The following is a 19,752-nucleotide window of genomic DNA, read 5'->3' on the forward strand; positions in this document are numbered from 1 at the left end:
TCCGTTGAGCCGGCAAGTGGCCGATCTTCCAGCTAAGCTTCGGCATCTTTGATTCGCCCGTTGTGAGGACGCCCGATGCTTGTACTGACCCTTCACCCTGTTGCGTTGGCTTGCGTGGCCATCCTGAGCCTGCTCATTTTTGGGCTGGGACTGGCTGTGTCTGTGGCGCGGGGCAAGGCCAAGGTGCTGATCGGTGTGACGGGCGACCCGAATGCCATGCTCAACCGCCTGGTCCGGGCCCACGGCAACACCACGGAATATGCGCCCTTCCTGGCGATCCTGTTCCTGGTGCATGGAGCGCTGAACCCATCGTTGCTGATCCTGTCGCTGATGGTCATTGGCACGGCCGCGCGCGCCGTGTTTGCCTTGGGCCTGGTGACGGCCGGGTCTCTGTCGCGTCCCGCACCCCTGCGTTTTGTCGGGGCGCTGGGTACCTATGTGGTCGGGATCTGGCTCTCGGTGCTGTTGTTCTGGCAGATCTGAGAAGCGGCCCACTGCTGCAGGGTCATGATCTCCAGGCCCATGTCACGGCGCGCACGCCGGGCTATCTTCAGCAGGGCGGCATCCTTGCTCAACAACCAGCGTGCCTTCACGTGCACGGCCAGGTCAATGAACACCTGGTCGTCCGGGTCCTTGCAGCGGTAAGGGCCACGTGGGGGCTCGTCCACCATCTCTGCATGGTCGTACACCGTGGTGGTCCACGCCGGGTCGGGCTGCCAGCGGGTGAACACGCTGCGTGGCCACACGTGACCCCATTCGGTCTGCATGGCCGGGCTGGCCAGCCAGCGCAGGCGGCCGGCCTCGATGGCTTGGGCCAGGGGCTGGGCTGACGGATCCTTGAACACCCGCCAATCCAGCAGGGCGTTGGTGTCCAGGATGATGATCGGGGTCGCGGTCGTCATTGGGCGCTGGCGATCACGCCGCCGCCCAGGCACACCTCACCCTGATAAAGCACCGCAGACTGTCCTGGCGTCACCGCCCACTGCGCGTCGGGGAAACGCAGGCTGATGCTGGCCGCATCCACGGCCGTGACTTCGCAGGGCGCATCGGCCTGACGGTAGCGGGTCTTGGCGCCGACGGGTGTCTGACCGACCTGCGGACCTCGGCCATCCACCCAGCTCAGGTCATCGGCCACCAGGGTGTGCTGCTGCAGCCAGGGGTGGTCGTGGCCTTGCACGACATACAGCGTGTTGGTGGCCATGTCCTTGCGGGCAACAAACCAGGGGTCGTGCTCGCCACCGCCACGCGGTGCGCCCTTTTCTTTGACACCACCAATGCCGATGCCCTTGCGTTGACCGAGTGTGTAGAAACTCAGGCCGACATGCTCGCCGAGCCGGCGGCCGCGGTCGTCCTTGATGGGGCCGGGCTGGTTGGCCAGGTAGCGGTTGAGGAACTCCCGAAACGGCCGCTCGCCAATGAAGCAGATGCCGGTCGAATCCTTCTTCCGGGCGTTCGGCAGTTTGATCTCGGCTGCGATGCGGCGCACTTCCGTCTTGGGCAATTCGCCGACGGGGAACATGGTCTTGCTCAGTTGCGCCTGGTTCAACCGGTGCAGGAAGTAACTCTGGTCCTTCAGCGGATCCAGGCCCTTGAGCAGCTCGAAGCGCTGACCGCCTTCATACGAGGCATCAGCCACCCCTCGTACCCGGGCATAGTGGCCCGTGGCGATCTTTTCGGCTCCCAGGCGCATGGCGTGGTCCAGAAAGGCCTTGAACTTGATTTCGGCATTGCACAGCACATCCGGGTTGGGGGTGCGGCCGGCCTGGTACTCGCGCAGGAACTCGGCAAAGACACGGTCTTTGTAGTTGGCCGCGAAATTGACGTGCTCGATCTCGATGCCGATCACGTCGGCGACAGACGCGGCATCCAGAAAATCCTGGCGCGACGAGCAGTATTCGCTGTCGTCATCGTCTTCCCAGTTTTTCATGAAGATGCCGATGACCTCGTGGCCTTGTTGCTTGAGCAACCAGGCGCTGACGGCAGAGTCAACGCCGCCACTGAGGCCAACGACGACGCGTTGCCTTGTTTGCATAAGAGGAATCAGTCAGAGAAGGTTCAGGATGCGCGGGAGTAATCGGGCACCGAGAACAGGCTGTCGTGTACCTTGAGGATGTCGAGAGGATAGCGCTGTCCGGCCAGATAGGCCTCGATGCACTCGAGCAGCAAGGGGCTGCGGTGGCGCTCAGGACAGGCCCGGATCTCGTCAGCGGTCATCCACACGCGGCGCACGATCCCCTCGTCCAGCGGCTGATTCAAATCGGGCTCGGAGGCCTGACCGACGAATGCCAGACGCAGGTAGGTGATGTCTTCACCCGTGCGTGTGCGGCGAAACCGCGACATGAACATGCCCAGGAAAGCCTCTGGCGTGAACTGGCACGCCGTTTCTTCAAGGGTTTCCCGAATCGTGCCCTGCAAGGGGTCCTCACCCGGATCAAGGTGGCCAGCCGGGTTGTTCAGCAGCAGACCGTCCGACGTTTCTTCTTCGACCAGCAGAAAGCGACCGTCGCGCTCAATGATGGCGGCGACCGTCACGTTGGGTTTCCAGCGCTGCTTGGGGGGATGGGCCACGGGGGCCACGGCCTCGGAGGTCATGATGATGTCGGCGGTCTTCATGAGCCGAACATTATCCGCGAATGTGATGGCCAGCGCATGACGGCCCACGTTGCCGGTGGGTGACTCCTCATGACTTGAGCATCAGGAGGGTCTGGCGCAGGTCGGTGACGAGGTCCTGAATCTGGACGGTCGCCTTGTCCACGTCGATGTTGTAGAGCGTGATGGCGCAGTGCAAATAGCCAATGGCGCGGTACAGCGCCAGGGTGCGCAGCCGGTGGGCGTGTGCATGGCCCTCTGCCGTGTCGGCGAAACACGAACGGCTCAGGTGGTAGAAGGGCGCAAAGTAGCCGTGGCACCCCTCTTCTTCAAACAGGTGCTTGCGCAACTCGACAAAATCAGCCTTGTGCGCGTCGCACATGAAGATGAAGCGGAAATGGTCGCGGTTTTCCAGCCAGTGCCGCACGAAGGCTTCGAAAAAAGCCAGCAATTTGTCATCTGCTGTGGCTGCAGGAGGCAGGCAGGCCACCCGCCCTGCACAAAACCGCCCCGCTTCGCTGAGCAACTCGGCCCAGATCACGCTGAGCAGGGCATCCTTGCTGTCGAAATACCAGTAGAACGCCATGGGCGTGACGCCCGCAGCTGCCGTGATGCGGCGGATGGTGACACCGACAGGACCCTCGGTCAGGAAAATCTGGCGGGCGATGTCGACCAGCTGGGCTTTGAATTTGTCGTGAGCTTCGGGGTTGGCTCTTCGAACGGCCTTGTCGTTGGGGGGCGGCATGGTCGGGGAGGGGTCATGTCGACTCTCACGCCGAGCCGAAAAGCGGGTGCCATCAGACAACACTTGTTGGAAGTTTAGGCATTCTTGTTACAAGTTCGCTTGCCTTTACGTGTATACCCACTTCGATAGCAGGCATATCAAAATCATCAAACGTCATCTGATCGTCACAAACTGACCGACCGGTCAGGTTTTGGTGCAATGGCCTACCAGTTTCGGAGGATAATTGCCGACTTCGATTGCCTGGCAGTAACGCAGCCCTCGCGGGTGCAGTCCTCATATCTCGATGTCGCCGTTTGATGATTTGTTGGCACAAGCCCATGCGGCTTTGCGCACCGTCGACGGCGTCACGACGGCCAGTTGGGGTGACATTACCCTGAGCAGCCATTTCCAGCCGATATTCAGCCTGTCTCATGGCCGTGTGGTGGGGCATGAGGCGCTGATGCGCGCCAGGCATGAAGACGGTACGCCCCTGTCTCCGCCTGAGGTCTTTGCCCATTGCGCGGATCGCCAGGCACTGGGAGCCTGTGACCGGCTCAGCCGTCTGGTGCACGTGCACAACATCGACCCCGGCCGCTTGCGCGATCACTGGCTGTTTCTCAATGTGCATTCCACCGTGCTGAGCGACAGCGTTTCCGGCGATTTCGCCGACACCCTGGCGGCATACTCTGCCTATGGCTGGACGCGACCTGAGCAGGTCGTTCTGGAAATTCTGGAAGGCGCCATCCACAGTGATGACCGCCTGGATGAGGCCGTGCGCCGCATCAAGCAGGCTGGTTTCCTGGTGGCCATTGACGACTTTGGTGCGGGGCACTCCAATTTCGAGCGCGTCTGGCGCCTCAATCCCGACATCGTCAAGCTCGACCGCACACTGACAACACGGTCGACGCAAAGCCCTCGCAACCAGCGCATGATTGCGCAAATGGTGTCCCTGCTGCATGAGTGCGGTGCGCTCGTGCTGATGGAGGGGGTCGAGACTGAAGAAGAGGCGCTGGTGGCATTCGACAGCGACGTCGACCTGGTCCAGGGCTATTACTTTGGCCGCCCTGCTGCACAGCCGGTTCCGCATGGTCATGCCCCCGATGCGCTCAAGCGCCTGTATGGTGACTTCCAGGCCTTCCACCGTGACAAGAGCCGTGCATACCGTGAGAGTGTGGCGCCCTATCTCAATGGCTTGGGCTACGCTGCGTCACTCCTGTCTGCAGGCCGCGGCATGAACGAAGCCTGCCAGTCCTTTTTGGACCTGCCATGCGCCGACATGTGCTATCTGCTGGATGCCGATGGCCGTCAGTTCGGCGAGGTGGTCCGTTCGCAGCGGGCGTCCGGCATCGATGCGCCGGCTTATGCACCATTGCGCGACGCCGATGGCGCATCCTGGTCTCGCCGCAAGTATTTCCGTGACGCACTGGCCTCACCAGGGCGGGTGCACATCAGCCAGCCTTACCGGGCTACCCAGGGTCACCGCATGTGCGTGACCGTCTCTTCGTGCTTCAATACCTGCGCGAACGGAACCAGCCAGACGCAGGTGATTTGCGGCGATTTCCTGACCGACGACGACCTGACGCACGTCGGTTACTGAACCCCATTCTCAAGGGGTGCTATCTGCAAGCAACGATTGTCAAAATGACTTATTTGTTGTGTATGCTGGTAGGTTAATCATATTCAGAACGCTTGTCCGGATATCCCGGCAGCAACACCACCAGGAGACCCGTATGCTGATGGGCATACCCAAGGAAACCCTTACTGGCGAGACCCGCGTGGCCGTGACCCCGGAGACTGTCAAGAAATTGAAAGCTCAAGGTCACACATTGCGCGTGCAGTCAGGCGCCGGTGTGGCCGCCAGCGTGACGGATGAGGCCTACGTGGCCGCAGGCGCCGAGATCACCGATGCAGCAGGCGCCCTGGGCGCCGACATGGTGCTCAAGGTGCGTGCGCCGAGCGCCGACGAACGTGCGCTGATGAAGCCGGGGGCCGTGCTGATCGGCATGCTCAACCCCTTCGACAAGGATGGCCTGCAGGCCATGACCGACGCGAAGCTCACGGGCTTCGCCCTGGAGGCGGCCCCGCGCACCACGCGTGCCCAGAGCATGGACGTGTTGTCCTCGCAGGCCAACCTGGCGGGCTACAAGGCCGTCATGATGGCTGCCGACAAGTACCAGCGCCTGTTTCCCATGCTGATGACCGCCGCGGGCACCGTGAAGGCTGCCCGTGTCGTGATCCTGGGGGTCGGTGTGGCCGGCTTGCAGGCCATTGCCACGGCCAAGCGCATGGGCGCGGTGATCGAAGCGTCTGACGTGCGGCCTTCCGTCAAGGAGCAGGTCGAATCGCTGGGTGCCAAATTCATCGACGTGCCCTACGAGACCGCCGAAGAAAAAGAGGCAGCTGAAGGCGTGGGTGGCTATGCCCGCCCCATGCCACAGTCGTGGCTGGACCGCCAGAAGGCCGAAGTGGCCAAGCGCGTCGCCCAGGCCGACATCGTGATCACCACGGCATTGATTCCGGGCCGAGCTGCCCCCGTGCTGGTGACCGAAGAGATGGTCCAGTCAATGAAGCCGGGATCGGTGATCGTTGACCTGGCAGCGGCGCAAGGCGGCAACTGCCCCCTGACCGAGCCCGGCCAGACGGTGGTCAAGCACGGTGTCACCCTGGTGGGCGAAACCAATGTGCCGGCCCTGGTGGCGGCAGACGCCTCCGCGCTGTATGCCCGCAATGTGCTGGATTTCCTGAAGCTGGTGTTCAACAAGGAAGGCCAGTTCCACATCGATATGGAAGACGACATCGTCAAGGCCTGTCTCATGTGCCGCGACGGTCAATTGCTGCGTGCGTGAGCACGCTACCGAGGAGAAAACAAGAATGCAACGCGTCATGCTGCGGTCCAAACTGCACCGCGCCACCGTCACTGAAGCCATCCTGGATTACGAAGGCTCCTGCGGCATCGACGAAGACCTGATGGACGCCGCCGACATGAAGGAGTTCGAGTACATCGAGCTCTACAACGTCAACAACGGCGAACGTTTTGCAACTTACATCATCAAGGCCCCGCGCGGCTCAGGCACCATCTCCCTCAATGGCGCGGCGGCCCGCCGTGCCCATGTGGGCGATCTGCTGATCATCTGTACCTACGCTCCCATGACCGAGGCCGAAGTCGGCAGCTACAAGCCCAAGGTGGTGCTGCTCGACGGTGACAACAAGGTCAAGGAAATCCGCAAGTTCGACTGACCATCCATCAAGCGAGGAGACAACGCGATGGAAGCCATTTCCCACGTCGTCATCAACCTGACCATCTTCGTGCTGGCCATTTATGTGGGCTATCACGTGGTCTGGACGGTGACACCCGCCCTGCATACCCCGCTGATGGCCGTGACGAACGCGGTCTCGGCCATCGTCATTGTCGGGGCCATGCTGGCCGCCGCCCTGACGGTGACCCCGCTTGGCAAGACCATGGGCCTGCTGGCCGTGGCGCTGGCCGCCGTCAACGTGTTTGGCGGCTTTCTGGTGACGCGCCGCATGCTCGAGATGTTCAAGAAGAAAGACAAGAAGGCGGGGGCGAAGTAAATGAGCCTGAATCTGATTGCACTGCTGTACCTCGTCGCTTCGGTGTGCTTCATCCAGGCCCTCAAGGGCTTGAGCCATCCGACGACCTCGATCCGTGGCAACCTGTTCGGCATGGTCGGCATGACCATTGCCGTGCTGACCACAGTGGGTCTGATCCAGGGGCAGGCCGAACACCTGCATGTCAGCTTTGGTGAAGGCATCGGCTATGTGCTGGGTGCTTTGGTGGTGGGCGGCAGCGCCGGCGCCATCATGGCCAAGCGTGTCGAGATGACCAAGATGCCCGAGCTGGTGGCCTTCATGCACAGCATGATCGGTCTGGCCGCGGTGTTCATCGCCGTGGCCGTGGTGGCCGAGCCCTGGGCCCTGCTGCAGGAAGTGCAGCAAGGCCAGCCCATCCCGACGGGCAACCGTCTGGAAGTGGCGTTGGGTGCCGCCATCGGCGCCATCACCTTCTCGGGGTCGGTGATCGCCTTTGGCAAGCTCTCTGGCAAGTACAAGTTCCGCTTGTTCCAGGGCGCGCCGGTGGTGTTCCCGGGGCAGCACATGCTCAACCTGGTGCTGGGTCTGGCAGCCATCGCCCTGATCGGCGTGTTCATGGCCACGCAGAGCTTCGAAGCTTTCCTGGCCTTGCTGGCGCTGAGCTTCATCCTGGGTGTGCTGATCATCATCCCCATCGGTGGCGCTGACATGCCCGTGGTGGTGTCGATGCTCAACAGCTATTCGGGCTGGGCGGCGGCCGGCATCGGCTTCTCGCTGAACAACTCCATGCTGATCATTGCCGGTTCGCTGGTGGGCTCGTCGGGCGCGATCCTGAGCTACATCATGTGCAAGGCGATGAACCGCTCGTTCTTCAACGTGATCCTGGGCGGCTTTGGCGGTGATGCCAGCGCAGCCACGGGTGGTGGCGATCAGCCGCAGCGCAGCGTCAAAAGCGGCTCGGCTGACGATGCAGCCTTCCTGCTGGCCAACGCCGACTCGGTCATCATCGTGCCGGGCTATGGTCTGGCCGTGGCCCGTGCACAGCACGCAGTCAACGAACTGGCAGAAAAGCTGATCGAAAAGGGCATCAGTGTGAAGTACGCCATCCACCCGGTGGCGGGCCGCATGCCGGGTCACATGAATGTGCTGCTGGCCGAAGCCGAGGTGCCCTACGACCAGGTCTTCGAAATGGAAGACATCAATGGCGAGTTCGGTCAGGCTGATGTCGCCATCATCCTGGGCGCCAATGACGTGGTGAACCCGGCTGCGCTGCAAAAGGGCAGCCCGATCTACGGCATGCCGATCCTGGAGGCCTACAAGGCCAAGACCGTGATCGTGAACAAGCGCTCGATGGCCGCTGGCTACGCTGGTCTGGACAACGAACTGTTCTACATGGACAAGACCATGATGGTGTTTGGCGATGCCAAGAAGGTGGTCGAAGAGATGGTCAAGGCCGTCGAATAAATCGGAGCGTCGCTTCGCATGAAAAGGTCGGGTTATCCCCGACCTTTTTTCTTGGTGCGGCGGGAAAAATGTGACATCGAACCATGTCAATCAGCGGGTTGACCGGATTTCCCTGATTCCATGTCCGCAATGGTGTGCTGATACTGGTTCGCGTCGTTCGCGGAGTACCCCATGCCAAAACGTTTTACCAAGACCGCACAAGGTCGCCAGGAAATCAGGGAGCGTCGCCACGCTTTGGGGCGCACGGCCCGTAATCTGTTGCTGATTCTGGATGCCCATCGCAGCGCCCCGGAATGGCGGGAGATGGTCCAGGGTGCGAGCGAGGCCGATTTTGAAGTGCTGCTGGCTGCCGGCTTGATTGAAGAGGTGCTCTCGCCCGCTGCGGCGCCGACGCCAGGCCAAGGCGAGCTCGCTGGCAAGTCGGCCCGGAGCCCGGAAGAAGCCGTCGCAGCGGTATTGGACTTCGAATCCCTGTACAGCCAATTGACGGCGCAGGTGAAGGCGCAATTGGGTCTGGTCAAGGGCTATCGGTATGCCCTGGACATTGAGCGCGCGTCAAACATGGATGAGCTCCAGGCGCTGGCCGAGCGTCTGGTGGCGGAGGTGACGGAGTCCAAAGGCAGCGATGCCGGCCGGAAATTACGCCGGGTGTTTCAGTTGGCTGACTGAAGCGCCGGCATCAGGCATCCGGTGTGGCTGGCTCAGCGCGTACCACCACCCAGATATTGGGGCTGAACAGCCAGGAAGGGGGCGGTGTAGCGTGCACCGTTCTTGGTGAGGTCGGTCACCCCACCCGCCGCAGCTGCGGACGGGCCGAAGAAGGCGCCTTTGACCTTGCCGGAAATGGTGGCCTGATCGCCTGAGGTGATGGTGTTCGAGCTGAAGTTCACACCGTTGACCGTACCGGTGGCGGTGTAACCTACTTGGCCTTTGAGCATGGTGGCGCCACTGGTGGCTGTTTCAGTTCGCACGGTGCCATCGACCCCACCGTTGGATGTCATCGTGAAGGTGCTGTTGCCGAAATTCACCGACATGGTGATGCGGGGGTTGTCGCCTTTGTTGTCGAGGGCGTAGCCGCTGTAGGTGGCCACCATGCCTTGCGAGCGCAAGCTGCTGAGGTCAGACACCGAGGTCGGCGTGCCCATCACGCCCCACGTGCCTTGCACAGTCTCGCCGCTGTAGGACTTGCCGCTGTAGAAGGTGGCCTGCACTTCCTGCGGGTCATAAAACCAGCCGCCCGGGTACAGGTCCAGCGACACATAAGGTGTGGACGATTCGGACGGTGATGCGTAGTTGAACCAGAAGTCGCCGGGGCCCAGGTTCATGGCCGCACCCGCAGCCAGCCAGGTGCCCTCGCCAGTGTTGAGTGCCGTGGTGCGGGCCAGAATGGCTTGAGGCCAGGCGGGCAGTTCGGAGTTGGGGTTGGCCGCCGATGTGATCGTGCCGCTGAGCTCGTAGGGGGTGAGGTCAGGCGAAGTTTGAACACCGCTTTCGGTCAGGAACACCCCGAAACCCATGACGCCAGGCGTGGTGACCTGAGGCACTGGTCGATAGGATTCGTTGCGCGTGCCTGCTGCAGCCTGAGGCGCGGCCTGGGGGCCGGCTGCCGTGTCTTCAAATTCGGTCCAGGGACCCCAACTGCGAACTGAGTCATCCGCAATGGTGACGTTGCCATACAGCCGAATCTTCTGCAGCTCGTCTTGGGTGGGTGGGGCAGCATGAGCCAGTTCGCAGCAGGTTACCAGGGCGGCTGCTGTGGTGAAGGTGAGGGCGACAAGTCGTTGGCAGGGCATGGGTGGACCTCTGTGGCGTGGGCTCAATAGCTGCGTCCGATCGTGACCTGTACCAGGTCGCGGTCGTAGCGGTAGATGCTCAGGTTGGCATCGTTGTGGACATGGGCATAGGTGCCTGACAGCGCCCATTTGTCGAGCCAACCCTCCTGAAACTGGTAGCTGGCACCGAGTTCGACGCGGCGCTCGATTTCCTTGCGCGCCACGCCGTAGAGCGGCTCGACCCCGTCATAGTCGCTGTGGCGCCAGGCGGCTCGTCCAAACAGGTCGATGCCGGCCCATACCTTCTGACGCAGGCTCAGGAAGGCTTCCATGCCATCGTTGGTGTAGCGGCTGTCATGGGCGTTTTCGTCAAACAGCCGGATGCCGAATTGCACGGCCAGGCGGTTCTGGTTGTAGAGATCGCCAAAACCCAGACCCAGTGCACGGTAGCGGCTGGAGCGGCCGGCGTCTTCGCTGCGGTGGAAGTCTCGGTAGACCCATTGGGTGTCGAGCGCGAGCTCGGCACTTTGCCCCAGGCGCCAGCTGATGGATGGGCTCAAGGAGCTGTACAGCGCCAGATCATGCCCGCCCAATGTGAGGGCATCAAGTTGGCCATTGAGGTTGGCGCGGGTGCTGCTGCCCAGGATGAGCGTCGGCCCTGTGGCCAGGGTGAGCACGCCGAGGTTGTAGTCGGTTTCGCTGCTGTAGCCGCGGTAGAACAGGGCGGCCTGGCTGCTCCAGCCCAGGCGGCCGGTGGTCTCGCCCAGCCGAACCGGGGCACCATATTGCCAGGTATGGGTCAGTGCAGCCTGGGCGGTGTAGCCCCAGTCTGAATGCGCTGTCGCTCCAGGTGCCAGCACAAAGCCGCCGGGGAGCACGGCACTGTCAGGCCCCGCGTTGACGTTGCTGTCGTGGATCAGACCAACGGAAAGGTTCATGTCGATCCGGTGTGGCTGCCCGAAAGCCTGGGCTTCTTCCAGCTCGAGTTTCTTGATGAAGGACAGTACGGACAGGCGAACGGCCTCTGGCGTTTGCGGGTCGTCCAGCACGCGTTGCGCCTGGGCTCGTGCTTCGGTGAAGTTGAGGGTGCGGTAGTAGGCGACGGCCAGTTCAAGCCGGGCGCGGTTCAGGGTGGGGTTGCCGGAGAGCAGGGTTTCCAGGGTCTCGATGGCGGTATAGGGCTGGCCTGTTTCGCGTTGATAGAGCCCTTGACGGTAGAGCGTGTCGTCTGCTGTGGTGTCACTTTGAGCGCGGCTGATGGCGGGCAGGCATGACAGGCAGATGGTGGCCAGGGCCAACAGGACGGGGGAAGACTTCTTGTTCTTGTCGTGCATGTATGGGTCTCCTCTAACGGGGCGCGTTGAGGGGCTCATTGTCCTGCGCCAGCGCGTGGATGTCGACCGGCCATGCTCCCCGGATGGAGGGGGCTGGGGCACTGTCCCCCCTTCATCGGGGGGCATGTGGGGCCCGTATGCACAGGGTTCACCCGGGCGTGGACAATGGCCACGGTACGAGACCACATGGAGACCACGATGCACATGAGCCATGGGCGACGCCGCCTGACAGCGGGTGTCCTGCTGGGACTGTTGAGCCTGATCCAGGCTGCCGGGGCTGCAGAGCAGGCACAGTGTCCGGCCTTGCTGAACAGGACATTTCCGCGCCTGCAGGATGAGTCGCCACAATCGTTGTGTCAGTACCAGGGCCAGGTGGTGCTGGTGGTGAACACGGCGAGCTACTGTGGCTTTACCCCACAGTACAAGGGCCTGGAGGCCTTGTATGCCAAATACCGTGACCGCGGGCTGGTGGTGTTGGGTTTCCCGTCCAACCAGTTTGGCTCTCAAGAGCCCGGTTCGGCCAAGCAGATTGCCGATTTCTGTGCCAACACCTATGGCGTGAAGTTTCCGATGTTTGCCAAGACCGAGGTGCGTGGCAATGGGGTGAATCCGTTCTATGCGGATCTCATCAAGCTCAGTGGCACCACGCCGAAGTGGAATTTCTACAAATACCTCATCACCCGCGATGCACGCACGGTGACCGCCTTCAGCAGCCTGACTGCCCCGGATGACGGTGATTTGGTGGAGGCCATTGAGAAGGCCTTGGCAGACAAGCCATGAAAAACCCCGCCGGGGCGGGGTTTCCATTTTTGCTTTGCGTCCTCCACTGATGTCGCAATGACAGCGCGTGTGGCCTGAAATGTAACCGTACTCGTCATGCTGTCGTATCCCTCCGGAGAGGGGACAAGCCGTGCAGTGCGACACGGAAAGGGGTTTTGCATGCGGGTTGACCCTCAAGTCGGGGGCGGCATCGGACGAAGGACCGATCATCATGGACTTGAGTTCGAACATCGTGCCCCTATCTGAGTTTCAGTTCGACGAATTTGGAGTGCAGTTCATGCAGATGCTTTACAACTCTGACAACTATGCCGTCGTGCAGATCGATCTGCATCCGGAAGATGCACCAGTGCTGCCTCAGGAAGCCGTGGCGTTGACGCGTGGCGGCTACGAGATCGTGGACAAATTTGCCCGCAAGGAAATGTTCATCGAGGGGGCCTTGGCCGAGACCTTCAAGGAAGGTGTGGAGGCCCTGATCGAGAATTCGCCCAGCGTGGAAGAGTTCGATGCCTATCTCGAGCGTTATGCGGGTATGGCCACGCAACCGGTGGTGATGCACTGAGCTTTTCTACAATAGCGGGATGAGCTCTTCTGCATCCCCCTCCTTGACCGCCGTGCCGGTGGAACGTCGTCCCTATACGCGGGCGGCCCAATTGCCCGAGATCATGCGCCAGCGCATCGTCATCCTTGACGGTGCCATGGGGACCATGATCCAGCGCTACAAGCTCACCGAGGCCGATTACCGGGGCGCACGTTTTGCCGATCATCCGAAAGACCTGAAGGGCAACAACGAGCTGCTGCAGCTCACCAAGCCCGAGGTCATCCGCGAGATCCACGAGCAGTATCTGGCGGCCGGCGCCGACATCATCGAGACCAACACCTTTGGTGCCACCACCGTGGCCCAGGATGACTACGAGCTGCCCGAACTGGCCATCGAAATGAACCTGGTGGCTGCGCGCATGGCCCGCGAGGCCTGCGACAAGTTCAGCACGCCCGACAAGCCACGATTTGCAGCGGGGGCCATCGGTCCGACCCCGAAGACCGCCAGCATCAGCCCGGACGTGAACGACCCGGGTGCACGCAATGTGGATTTCGACACCCTGCGCCAGGCCTATTACGAGCAGGCCAGGGCCTTGATGGAGGGGGGCTGCGATGTGTTTCTGGTCGAGACCATCTTCGACACGCTCAATGCCAAGGCAGCCATCTTCGCGATTGACCAGCTGTTTGAGGATACGGGCGAACGCCTGCCCATCATCATCTCGGGGACCGTGACCGATGCATCGGGCCGGATCCTCTCCGGGCAAACCGTGAGCGCCTTCTGGCACTCGGTGCGCCATGCCCATCCGCTGGCCATCGGCTTGAACTGTGCGCTGGGTGCGGCGCTGATGCGGCCGTACATCGAAGAGTTGTCAAAGATTGCCGGCGACACCTTTGTCAGCTGCTATCCCAACGCCGGCCTGCCCAACCCGATGAGTGAGACCGGCTTTGACGAGACGCCGGACATCACGGGTGGTCTGGTGGAGGATTTCGCCCGCGCTGGGTTCCTCAATATCGCCGGCGGTTGCTGCGGCACCACCCCGGACCACATTGCGGCGATTGCCGAACGCGTGAGCCACTACCGTCCGCGTTGCCTGCACGGCAACACCACCGGCTTCCTGTCTTCGCTGGCAGCGGCCTGATCCGCCGGTCGGCCCCGGGGCGCTCAGGCGTAGGGGTCGGCAAAGCCCAGTTCGGCCATCACGGCACGCTCCTGGGCTTCCATCTCTTCCGCATCGGCCTCGTTGAGGTGGTCCCAGCCTTGGGCGTGCAGGGTGCCATGCACCAGCATGTGGGCGTAGTAGGCATCCAGCGGCTTGCCTTGTTCCTGGGCTTCCTTTTCGATGACCGGCGCACACAGCACCAGGTCGGCCATCACCACCGGCTCTTGCGTGTAGTCGAAGGTCAGCACATTGGTGGCGTAGTCCTTCTCACGGAATTCACGGTTGAGGGTCTGACCCTCTTCGGCGTCGACGATGCGCACGGTGATTTCGCCGTCGGTGTCCAGTGCCGCACGGATCCAGCGTGCCACCTTGTGGCGGGGCAACAGGTCGCGGTGGCGCTTGTCGGCAAACTGCAGGCTCAGGGTCAGGGCGGGTTTCATTCGGAGGCGGGTTCAGTTGGTTCGGTCGCGGTGTTCTGGCTGGCGGCGCGGTCATAGGCTTCGACGATGCGCGCCACCAGGGGGTGACGCACGATGTCGGCGGCGGTGAAGCGGGTGAAGGCGACTCCGGGTACGCGTTTGAGGATGCGTTGCGCCTCGACCAGGCCACTTCGGGCGCCGCGCGGCAGGTCGATCTGGCTGACGTCGCCGGTGACCACCGCCCGGGTACCGAACCCGATGCGGGTCAGGAACATTTTCATCTGTTCGGGGGTGGTGTTCTGGGCTTCGTCCAGGATGACGAAGGCATGGTTGAGTGTGCGGCCACGCATGAAGGCCAGCGGTGCGATCTCGATGAGGCCTTTTTCGAAGGCCTTGGTAACGCGGTCAAAGCCCATCAGGTCGTACAGCGCATCGTAGAGGGGGCGCAGATAGGGGTCGACCTTCTGGGCCAGGTCGCCTGGCAGGAAACCCAGGCGCTCGCCCGCTTCGACGGCGGGTCGGGTCAGCACGATGCGCTGGACAGCACTGCGCTCCAGGGCGTCCACCGCACAGGCCACCGCCAGGAAGGTCTTGCCGGTACCGGCCGGGCCGATGCCAAAGGTGAGGTCGTGGCCGAGGATGTGGCGCAGGTAGCCGACCTGGTTGGGGGTGCGCCCCTGCAGGTCGGCGCGCCGGGTGCTGAGCACCGGGCCGTGGCTGTCGTCCTGGTCTCCTGTCGTGGCGCCTGGGTTGCTTGCTCGCTGACCGTGGTGGCGGGCTGCCTGGGCCAGGGAGGCCTGGTGTGCTTGCAAGGAGGCCAGGGCCAGTTGCACCTGCTCGGGCGGAATGGGCCGTGCTGCGAGGGCGTACAGGCTGTCCAGCAGGCCGACGGCTTGCTCTGGCGCCCCTTTGGCCCCTTCGATACGGAATTGCTCACCCCGACGAGCGATGGTCACGCCCAGAGCAGCCTCGATGGTGCGCAGATGCTCGTCCAGCGGGCCACACAGATGGGCAAGTCGGGTGTTATCCGGGGGGCTAAAGCGATGGCGCAGGGTCATCCAGGACCTTTCGGGTTCAAAAAGCGCCTAAATTGTCGCCTCCCTTGGCCATGATGGGCTTGCTATCCCGGAGAATGTTTCGAAATCGCGCTGGAGGCGCGGCACGGGATACAACGAAATGCAGTCGGTGGCGCGATGAGTGAAAGAGGGTGGCGTGAGCTGATCGGGCGCCTGCGATGGGCTGTGCGCGGGTCGGGCGAACATGGCCCGGTGGTGCCCAGCGGCCGCGCGGGTCAGTGGGTGCTGTTGTGCCTGGGGCTGGTCCTGGCCTGGCTGGTAGGCTGGGGCATGGTGATGCTCAACCGCGAGGCGGTGCGTCTCAGCAAGCCGGGAGCCGAAGATGCCGGCGGTACCTCGATTCTGTTCCGTGATGCCTGGGCTGTGGCCAGCGACGCACCTTTGTTGCCTGAGCGGGCTGCCGGCAAGGTGGTGACACTGCCTGATGACTGGGCCAGAACCCAACCGGCATATGAAGGCGCGGTGTGGTACCGCTTCCATGTCGATACCACCCTGCGCAGCGCGGGCAGCGGCCTGCTGGCGGCCTACATCGGGCGAGCCTGCTCTGCGCTGGAGGTGTACCTCAATGGGGAGTTGCTGTACCGCAGCGGCCGGATGACCGCGCCAGTTGCCCGGCAATGCCAGCAAGGCCATGTGGTGACCCTGCCTGACTTCCTTCTGAAGTCAGGCGACAACCAGCTGGACATCAAGGTCGCTGGCCATGCACTGGCCCATGTGACCGCGCGTCAACGCGCCGGCGGGCTGGCGGAAGTGCGTATCGGTTCGGCTCCGGCCATGGTGGCCTTGCAGGAAGAGCAGCGGTTCTGGTCGATCACCATGGCGCAGATGATCGCGGCCGTGCTGCTGGTGCTGGGGGGCTTCACCTTGTTGCTGGCCTGGGTGCGTCGCCTGGGCTACCTGATGTACTTTGGCCTGCTCAATGTGGGGTGGGCGTTGCTGACAGGCCGTCTCTGGCTGCATGACATGCCCTGGTCCAACGCACTGACCGAGGGCATTCAAGCCGCGCTGTTTGCGCCCTTGGCGGCGTGTGCGGTGAGCTTCCTGCTGGATTACTCCGGGGCAGGCATGCGCGAGGCGCGGTTCCGTACCTTCGAATTGCATGCGCAAAAAATCTTGTGGGCGCAGTGTCTGCTGATGCCCTTGAGCCTGTGGCTGGTGGGGCCAGGTCGGTTGTTCCATGTGGCCTGGTACTGGTATGGCTTGCTGGCGCTTGAAGTGTGTGCCGCCATTGCCTACTTCCTGTGGCATGCGGGTCGTGCACGTCGACCAGAGTTCTGGTTGATGAGCAGTGCACTGGGCGTGGTCGTGGCGATCCTGGGCATCGAGTTTTCGTTTCAGATCGGCTGGCTGCAGGTCTGGGGCGTGCATGTCACCTATTTCGTGATGCCCTTGTTGTATGCGGCGGTGGCCTTTCGCTTGAGCCAGGTGTATGCCCGGGCGTTGAATTCAGCCGAAACAGCGCGTGTCCAGCTGGAGCAGCGTGTTCAGGAAATCAGTGCTGAAATCGAGCGCAACTTCAACCAGCTGTCCGAACTGCGCATCGAGCAGGTGGCCGAGAAGGAGCGCAAGCGGATTGCGGCGGACCTGCACGATGACCTGGGGGCCAAGCTGCTCACCATCGTGCACACCAGCGACAACGACCGCATTTCTGCGCTGGCGCGCGAGGCCCTGGATGAAATGCGCCTGTCGGTGCGAGGTCTGACCGGACGCCCCATGGTGCTGGCCAATGCCCTGGCGGACTGGCGAGCCGAGGTGGTCTCTCGTCTCGGGCAGGCTGGCATCGAGATCGAGTGGCGCAATGCCATGGAAGAGACCGAAGAGCCGCTGTCAGCCCGCACCTTCGTGCAGACCACACGCATCCTGCGCGAGGCGGTCAGCAACATCATCAAGCACAGTGGCGCATCGCACGTGGTCATCCACACCGAGGTGCACCTGGAGTCGCGACACTTCATCGTTGTGATCCAGGACAACGGCAAAGGCATCCCCATGGAGCTCGATGGCCGGCTGGACCGGGGCCACGGCATGACCAGCATGAAGCACCGTGCCAAGCAACTCAGCGGGCAATGTCTGGTGGAGTCGGGGCCCGGTTTCGGTACCGTGATCCGCCTGACCTTGCCGCTGGACAACCAGCCAGATCTGGCGCAGGCTGGTGGTGCCTTTCCCAGAGGGCGTTGACACTGCTAGCATGTCAGCGCGCGCAAAGGCTCCTCGGTAGGGGGGCCTAGAGAAGACAGATGAACAAGGTAGAGGTTATGAAGCAGATTTTGTTGCTTGAAGATCTTCCGGAGATCCGGACGTGGTTGAAGACCCTGGCTTTGCAGGTGTTCCCTGGTGCCCACATCAGTGAGGCGTCGAGGGTGCACGATGCGCTGGAGCTGGTGAATGCGGTCCGCTTCGACGTCGCCTTGTGTGATCTGGGGCTGCCGGACGGCTCGGGTGTCGAGGTGGTGCAGGCCCTGCGTGAGAAGCAGCCCGATGCCCAGTCGGTCGTGGTGACCATCCACGACGACGACGACCACCTCTTCCCCGCCTTGCAGGCCGGTGCCTTCGGTTACCTGCTCAAGGAGCAGTCGCGCGAGCAACTGGCCGAGCAATTGCATCGCATCAGCCAGGGCGAGCCGCCCTTGTCGCCTTCCATCGCCCGCCGCGTGATCCAGTATTTCGCTGCCCAGGCGCGCCAGCAGCCGCAGCAGCCCGTCGACAACGTGACGCCGCATGTGCAGTTGACCGAGCGTGAAAACGAGGTGTTGCTGCGTGTGGCCAAGGGCTTCACGCTGCCGGAGATCGGCGTGCAGCTGAACCTGTCGCGCCACACCATTGCCGACTACGTCAAGCAGATCTACCGCAAGCTCAATGTGTCGTCGCGTGCCGAGGCGGCGCTCGAGGCACAACGTCTGGGGTTGTTCCGCCGATGATTGCCCGTCTGGTCGGGGTGCTGGCAGAAAAGGCGCCCCCGCATGTGCTGATCGACGTCAACGGTGTCGGTTATGAAGTCCAGGTGCCGATGAGCACCTTCTACAACCTGCCCGACCTGGGCGCCAAGGTGACGCTGCTGACGCAGTTCATCGTGCGCGAAGATGCCCAGCAGCTGTTTGGTTTCCTGACGGCCGAAGAGCGGGCCTCCTTCCGCGAGCTGGTCAAGATCAGTGGCATTGGCGCGCGCACCGCGCTGTCGCTGCTCTCTGGCTTGAGCACGCCAGAGCTGGCTCAGGCTGTGGCAGCCCAGGACGCTTCGCGTCTGGTCAAGGTGCCGGGCATTGGCAAGAAGACGGCCGAGCGCCTGCTGCTGGAGCTCAAGGGCAAGCTGGCGCCGGCCCTGACCACGGCGGGGCTGTCGGTGGCCACCGATGCCCAGTCCGACATCCTGCAGGCCTTGCTGGCGCTGGGCTACTCCGACAAGGAGGCACAACTGGCACTCAAGCAACTGCCGTCTGACATCGGTGTCAGCGATGGCATCAAGCAGGCGCTCAAGAGCCTAGCCCGATGATGACGAGGGTGTCCGTGTGCTGGCGTGGTGCGCTGGTCGTTGCGCTGGCGTGCTGCTCAGGGTGGGCTGCTGCTGCGGCCGTGGCGACCTTGCCTGCTCCAGCCGATACGGGCCGCTTCTGTCAGGCCGTTTCCCGGCGCCTGCCCAATGTCTCGCCCGCCCTGTGTGCCGGCACCGGGCTGCAGACCAATGGGGGGCGCTCGGTCAAGGGCATGCCCTTGTTCCAGCGTGATGTGATTTCGCCGCATGCGCGCCTGAAGGTGCTGGTCATTGGCGGCATCCACGGAGACGAACCGTCGTCGACTTCCCTGGTGATGCACTGGGTGCAGTCGGCCATGGAAACCCCATCGAACATCCACTGGCGCTTTGTGCCGCTGGTCAACCCCGATGGCATGTTGCAGGCCAAGCCGACGCGCACCAATGCCCACGGGGTGGACCTGAATCGCAACTTCCCGACACCCGATTGGGACAAGGAAGCGGCCATTTACTGGAACAAGCGCACCGGCAAGGACCCGCGCCGTTTTCCGGGCACCAAGCCCCTGTCCGAACCGGAGTCGCGCTGGGTGCGCGATGAGATGGAAAGCTGGAAGCCGGACCTGATCGTGTCGGTACATGCCCCTTATGGCGTGCTGGACTTCGATGGTCCGACTGTGCCGCCCAAGCGCCTGGGGCGGCTGTATCTGGACCAGGTGGGCATCTTCCCGGGCAGCCTGGGCAACTATGGCGGGGTGCACAAGAAGGTGCCGGTGGTGACGATCGAGCTGCCCAGTTCGTTGCGCACACCGCAGGACGCAGAGATTCGCCAGATGTGGCTTGACCTGCTGCGCTGGACCGCTGAACGACTGGGTGCGGACTGAG

The 19,752-nt window shown here is 62.7% G+C and carries 22 protein-coding genes; 14 read left to right on the forward strand and 8 right to left on the reverse strand.

The genetic code is table 11. The features are described 5' to 3' along the window. Positions 1-75 precede the first annotated feature (75 nt). Positions 76-483, forward strand: a complete 408-nt coding sequence (locus tag ACE3PH_RS01205; protein WP_374315664.1) for an MAPEG family protein — start codon at positions 76-78, stop codon at positions 481-483. On the opposite strand, the gene ACE3PH_RS01210 is transcribed toward ACE3PH_RS01205, so the two are convergent. From ACE3PH_RS01210 to ACE3PH_RS01225, 4 genes are all read right to left on the reverse strand, one after another. Continuing rightward, on the reverse strand, positions 435-902 hold the full coding sequence (locus ACE3PH_RS01210) for a putative toxin-antitoxin system toxin component, PIN family (protein ID WP_374315666.1): 468 nt from the start codon (positions 900-902) through the stop codon (positions 435-437). The two genes, ACE3PH_RS01205 and ACE3PH_RS01210, sit on opposite strands and share 49 nt — an antisense overlap. Next, positions 899-2,032 (reverse strand): tRNA 2-thiouridine(34) synthase MnmA, encoded by a 1,134-nt coding sequence (gene mnmA / locus ACE3PH_RS01215; RefSeq protein ID WP_374315668.1) that lies wholly within the window; start codon positions 2,030-2,032, stop codon positions 899-901. Before mnmA ends, ACE3PH_RS01210 begins: the two co-directional genes overlap by 4 nt. A 23-nt stretch (positions 2,033-2,055) precedes the next feature. Further along, complete coding sequence (locus tag ACE3PH_RS01220) at positions 2,056-2,592, reverse strand: NUDIX hydrolase (RefSeq protein ID WP_374316213.1); 537 nt, start codon at positions 2,590-2,592, stop codon at positions 2,056-2,058. 88 nt (positions 2,593-2,680) lie between these two features. After that, complete coding sequence (locus ACE3PH_RS01225; RefSeq protein WP_374315670.1) at positions 2,681-3,334, reverse strand: TetR/AcrR family transcriptional regulator; 654 nt, start codon at positions 3,332-3,334, stop codon at positions 2,681-2,683. A gap of 283 nt (positions 3,335-3,617) precedes the next feature. On the opposite strand from ACE3PH_RS01225, the gene ACE3PH_RS01230 reads away from it, so the two are divergent. From ACE3PH_RS01230 to ACE3PH_RS01255, 6 genes are all read left to right on the forward strand, one after another. Then, on the forward strand, positions 3,618-4,910 hold the full coding sequence (locus ACE3PH_RS01230) for an EAL domain-containing protein (RefSeq protein WP_374315672.1): 1,293 nt from the start codon (positions 3,618-3,620) through the stop codon (positions 4,908-4,910). Between the two features lie 133 nt (positions 4,911-5,043). Next, positions 5,044-6,159, forward strand: coding sequence for a Re/Si-specific NAD(P)(+) transhydrogenase subunit alpha (locus ACE3PH_RS01235; protein ID WP_374315674.1), 1,116 nt, complete (start codon positions 5,044-5,046; stop codon positions 6,157-6,159). Positions 6,160-6,184: 25 nt separating this feature from the next. Then, a complete protein-coding gene (gene panD, locus ACE3PH_RS01240; RefSeq protein ID WP_374315676.1) occupies positions 6,185-6,550 on the forward strand; it encodes an aspartate 1-decarboxylase in 366 nt (121 codons plus the stop codon). A gap of 27 nt (positions 6,551-6,577) precedes the next feature. Beyond that, positions 6,578-6,886: an NAD(P) transhydrogenase subunit alpha gene (locus tag ACE3PH_RS01245; RefSeq protein ID WP_374315678.1), complete on the forward strand. Its 309-nt coding sequence runs from the start codon at positions 6,578-6,580 to the stop codon at positions 6,884-6,886. Then, positions 6,887-8,329: an NAD(P)(+) transhydrogenase (Re/Si-specific) subunit beta gene (locus ACE3PH_RS01250; RefSeq protein WP_374315680.1), complete on the forward strand. Its 1,443-nt coding sequence runs from the start codon at positions 6,887-6,889 to the stop codon at positions 8,327-8,329. A 171-nt stretch (positions 8,330-8,500) separates the two neighbouring features. Then, on the forward strand, positions 8,501-8,998 hold the full coding sequence (locus ACE3PH_RS01255) for a hypothetical protein (protein ID WP_374315682.1): 498 nt from the start codon (positions 8,501-8,503) through the stop codon (positions 8,996-8,998). 32 nt (positions 8,999-9,030) lie between these two features. Here ACE3PH_RS01255 and ACE3PH_RS01260 read toward each other — a convergent pair whose 3' ends face one another. Together ACE3PH_RS01260 and ACE3PH_RS01265 are read right to left on the reverse strand one after the other, a co-directional pair. Further along, the gene (locus ACE3PH_RS01260; RefSeq protein WP_374315684.1) at positions 9,031-10,122 is read right to left on the reverse strand and encodes a hypothetical protein; all 1,092 of its coding nucleotides are present in this window, start codon (positions 10,120-10,122) and stop codon (positions 9,031-9,033) included. A gap of 23 nt (positions 10,123-10,145) precedes the next feature. Beyond that, a complete protein-coding gene (locus tag ACE3PH_RS01265; protein ID WP_374315687.1) occupies positions 10,146-11,435 on the reverse strand; it encodes a hypothetical protein in 1,290 nt (429 codons plus the stop codon). Between the two features lie 186 nt (positions 11,436-11,621). On the opposite strand from ACE3PH_RS01265, the gene ACE3PH_RS01270 reads away from it, so the two are divergent. The 3 genes from ACE3PH_RS01270 (at position 11,622) to ACE3PH_RS01280 (ending at position 13,891) form a co-directional block, all read left to right on the forward strand. After that, positions 11,622-12,215: a glutathione peroxidase gene (locus ACE3PH_RS01270; RefSeq protein WP_374315689.1), complete on the forward strand. Its 594-nt coding sequence runs from the start codon at positions 11,622-11,624 to the stop codon at positions 12,213-12,215. Positions 12,216-12,426: 211 nt separating this feature from the next. Further along, positions 12,427-12,774 carry a DUF3567 domain-containing protein gene (locus ACE3PH_RS01275; RefSeq protein ID WP_374315690.1) on the forward strand — a complete coding sequence of 116 codons (348 nt, stop codon included), beginning with the start codon at positions 12,427-12,429 and terminating at the stop codon, positions 12,772-12,774. Positions 12,775-12,793: 19 nt separating this feature from the next. Then, on the forward strand, positions 12,794-13,891 hold the full coding sequence (locus ACE3PH_RS01280) for a homocysteine S-methyltransferase family protein (protein ID WP_374315692.1): 1,098 nt from the start codon (positions 12,794-12,796) through the stop codon (positions 13,889-13,891). Between the two features lie 23 nt (positions 13,892-13,914). On the opposite strand, the gene ybeY is transcribed toward ACE3PH_RS01280, so the two are convergent. Together ybeY and ACE3PH_RS01290 are read right to left on the reverse strand one after the other, a co-directional pair. Next, complete coding sequence (gene ybeY / locus ACE3PH_RS01285) at positions 13,915-14,352, reverse strand: rRNA maturation RNase YbeY (RefSeq protein ID WP_374315694.1); 438 nt, start codon at positions 14,350-14,352, stop codon at positions 13,915-13,917. After that, on the reverse strand, positions 14,349-15,389 hold the full coding sequence (locus tag ACE3PH_RS01290) for a PhoH family protein (RefSeq protein ID WP_374315696.1): 1,041 nt from the start codon (positions 15,387-15,389) through the stop codon (positions 14,349-14,351). Before ACE3PH_RS01290 ends, ybeY begins: the two co-directional genes overlap by 4 nt. A 135-nt stretch (positions 15,390-15,524) precedes the next feature. On the opposite strand from ACE3PH_RS01290, the gene ACE3PH_RS01295 reads away from it, so the two are divergent. The 4 genes from ACE3PH_RS01295 (at position 15,525) to ACE3PH_RS01310 (ending at position 19,751) form a co-directional block, all read left to right on the forward strand. After that, the gene (locus tag ACE3PH_RS01295; protein ID WP_374315698.1) at positions 15,525-17,582 is read left to right on the forward strand and encodes an ATP-binding protein; all 2,058 of its coding nucleotides are present in this window, start codon (positions 15,525-15,527) and stop codon (positions 17,580-17,582) included. Positions 17,583-17,659: 77 nt separating this feature from the next. Continuing rightward, positions 17,660-18,322 carry a response regulator gene (locus ACE3PH_RS01300; protein WP_374315700.1) on the forward strand — a complete coding sequence of 221 codons (663 nt, stop codon included), beginning with the start codon at positions 17,660-17,662 and terminating at the stop codon, positions 18,320-18,322. Next, positions 18,319-18,894 carry a Holliday junction branch migration protein RuvA gene (gene ruvA, locus ACE3PH_RS01305; RefSeq protein WP_374315702.1) on the forward strand — a complete coding sequence of 192 codons (576 nt, stop codon included), beginning with the start codon at positions 18,319-18,321 and terminating at the stop codon, positions 18,892-18,894. Before ACE3PH_RS01300 ends, ruvA begins: the two co-directional genes overlap by 4 nt. Then, entirely contained in the window at positions 18,891-19,751 is an 861-nt protein-coding gene (locus ACE3PH_RS01310) for a M14 family murein peptide amidase A (protein WP_374315704.1), read from the forward strand. Before ruvA ends, ACE3PH_RS01310 begins: the two co-directional genes overlap by 4 nt. The last annotated feature ends 1 nt before the right edge of the window (position 19,752 follow it).

It is taken from the genome of Aquabacterium sp. (genome assembly GCF_041909175.1).
GTDB lineage: Bacteria > Pseudomonadota > Gammaproteobacteria > Burkholderiales > Burkholderiaceae_C > Aquabacterium.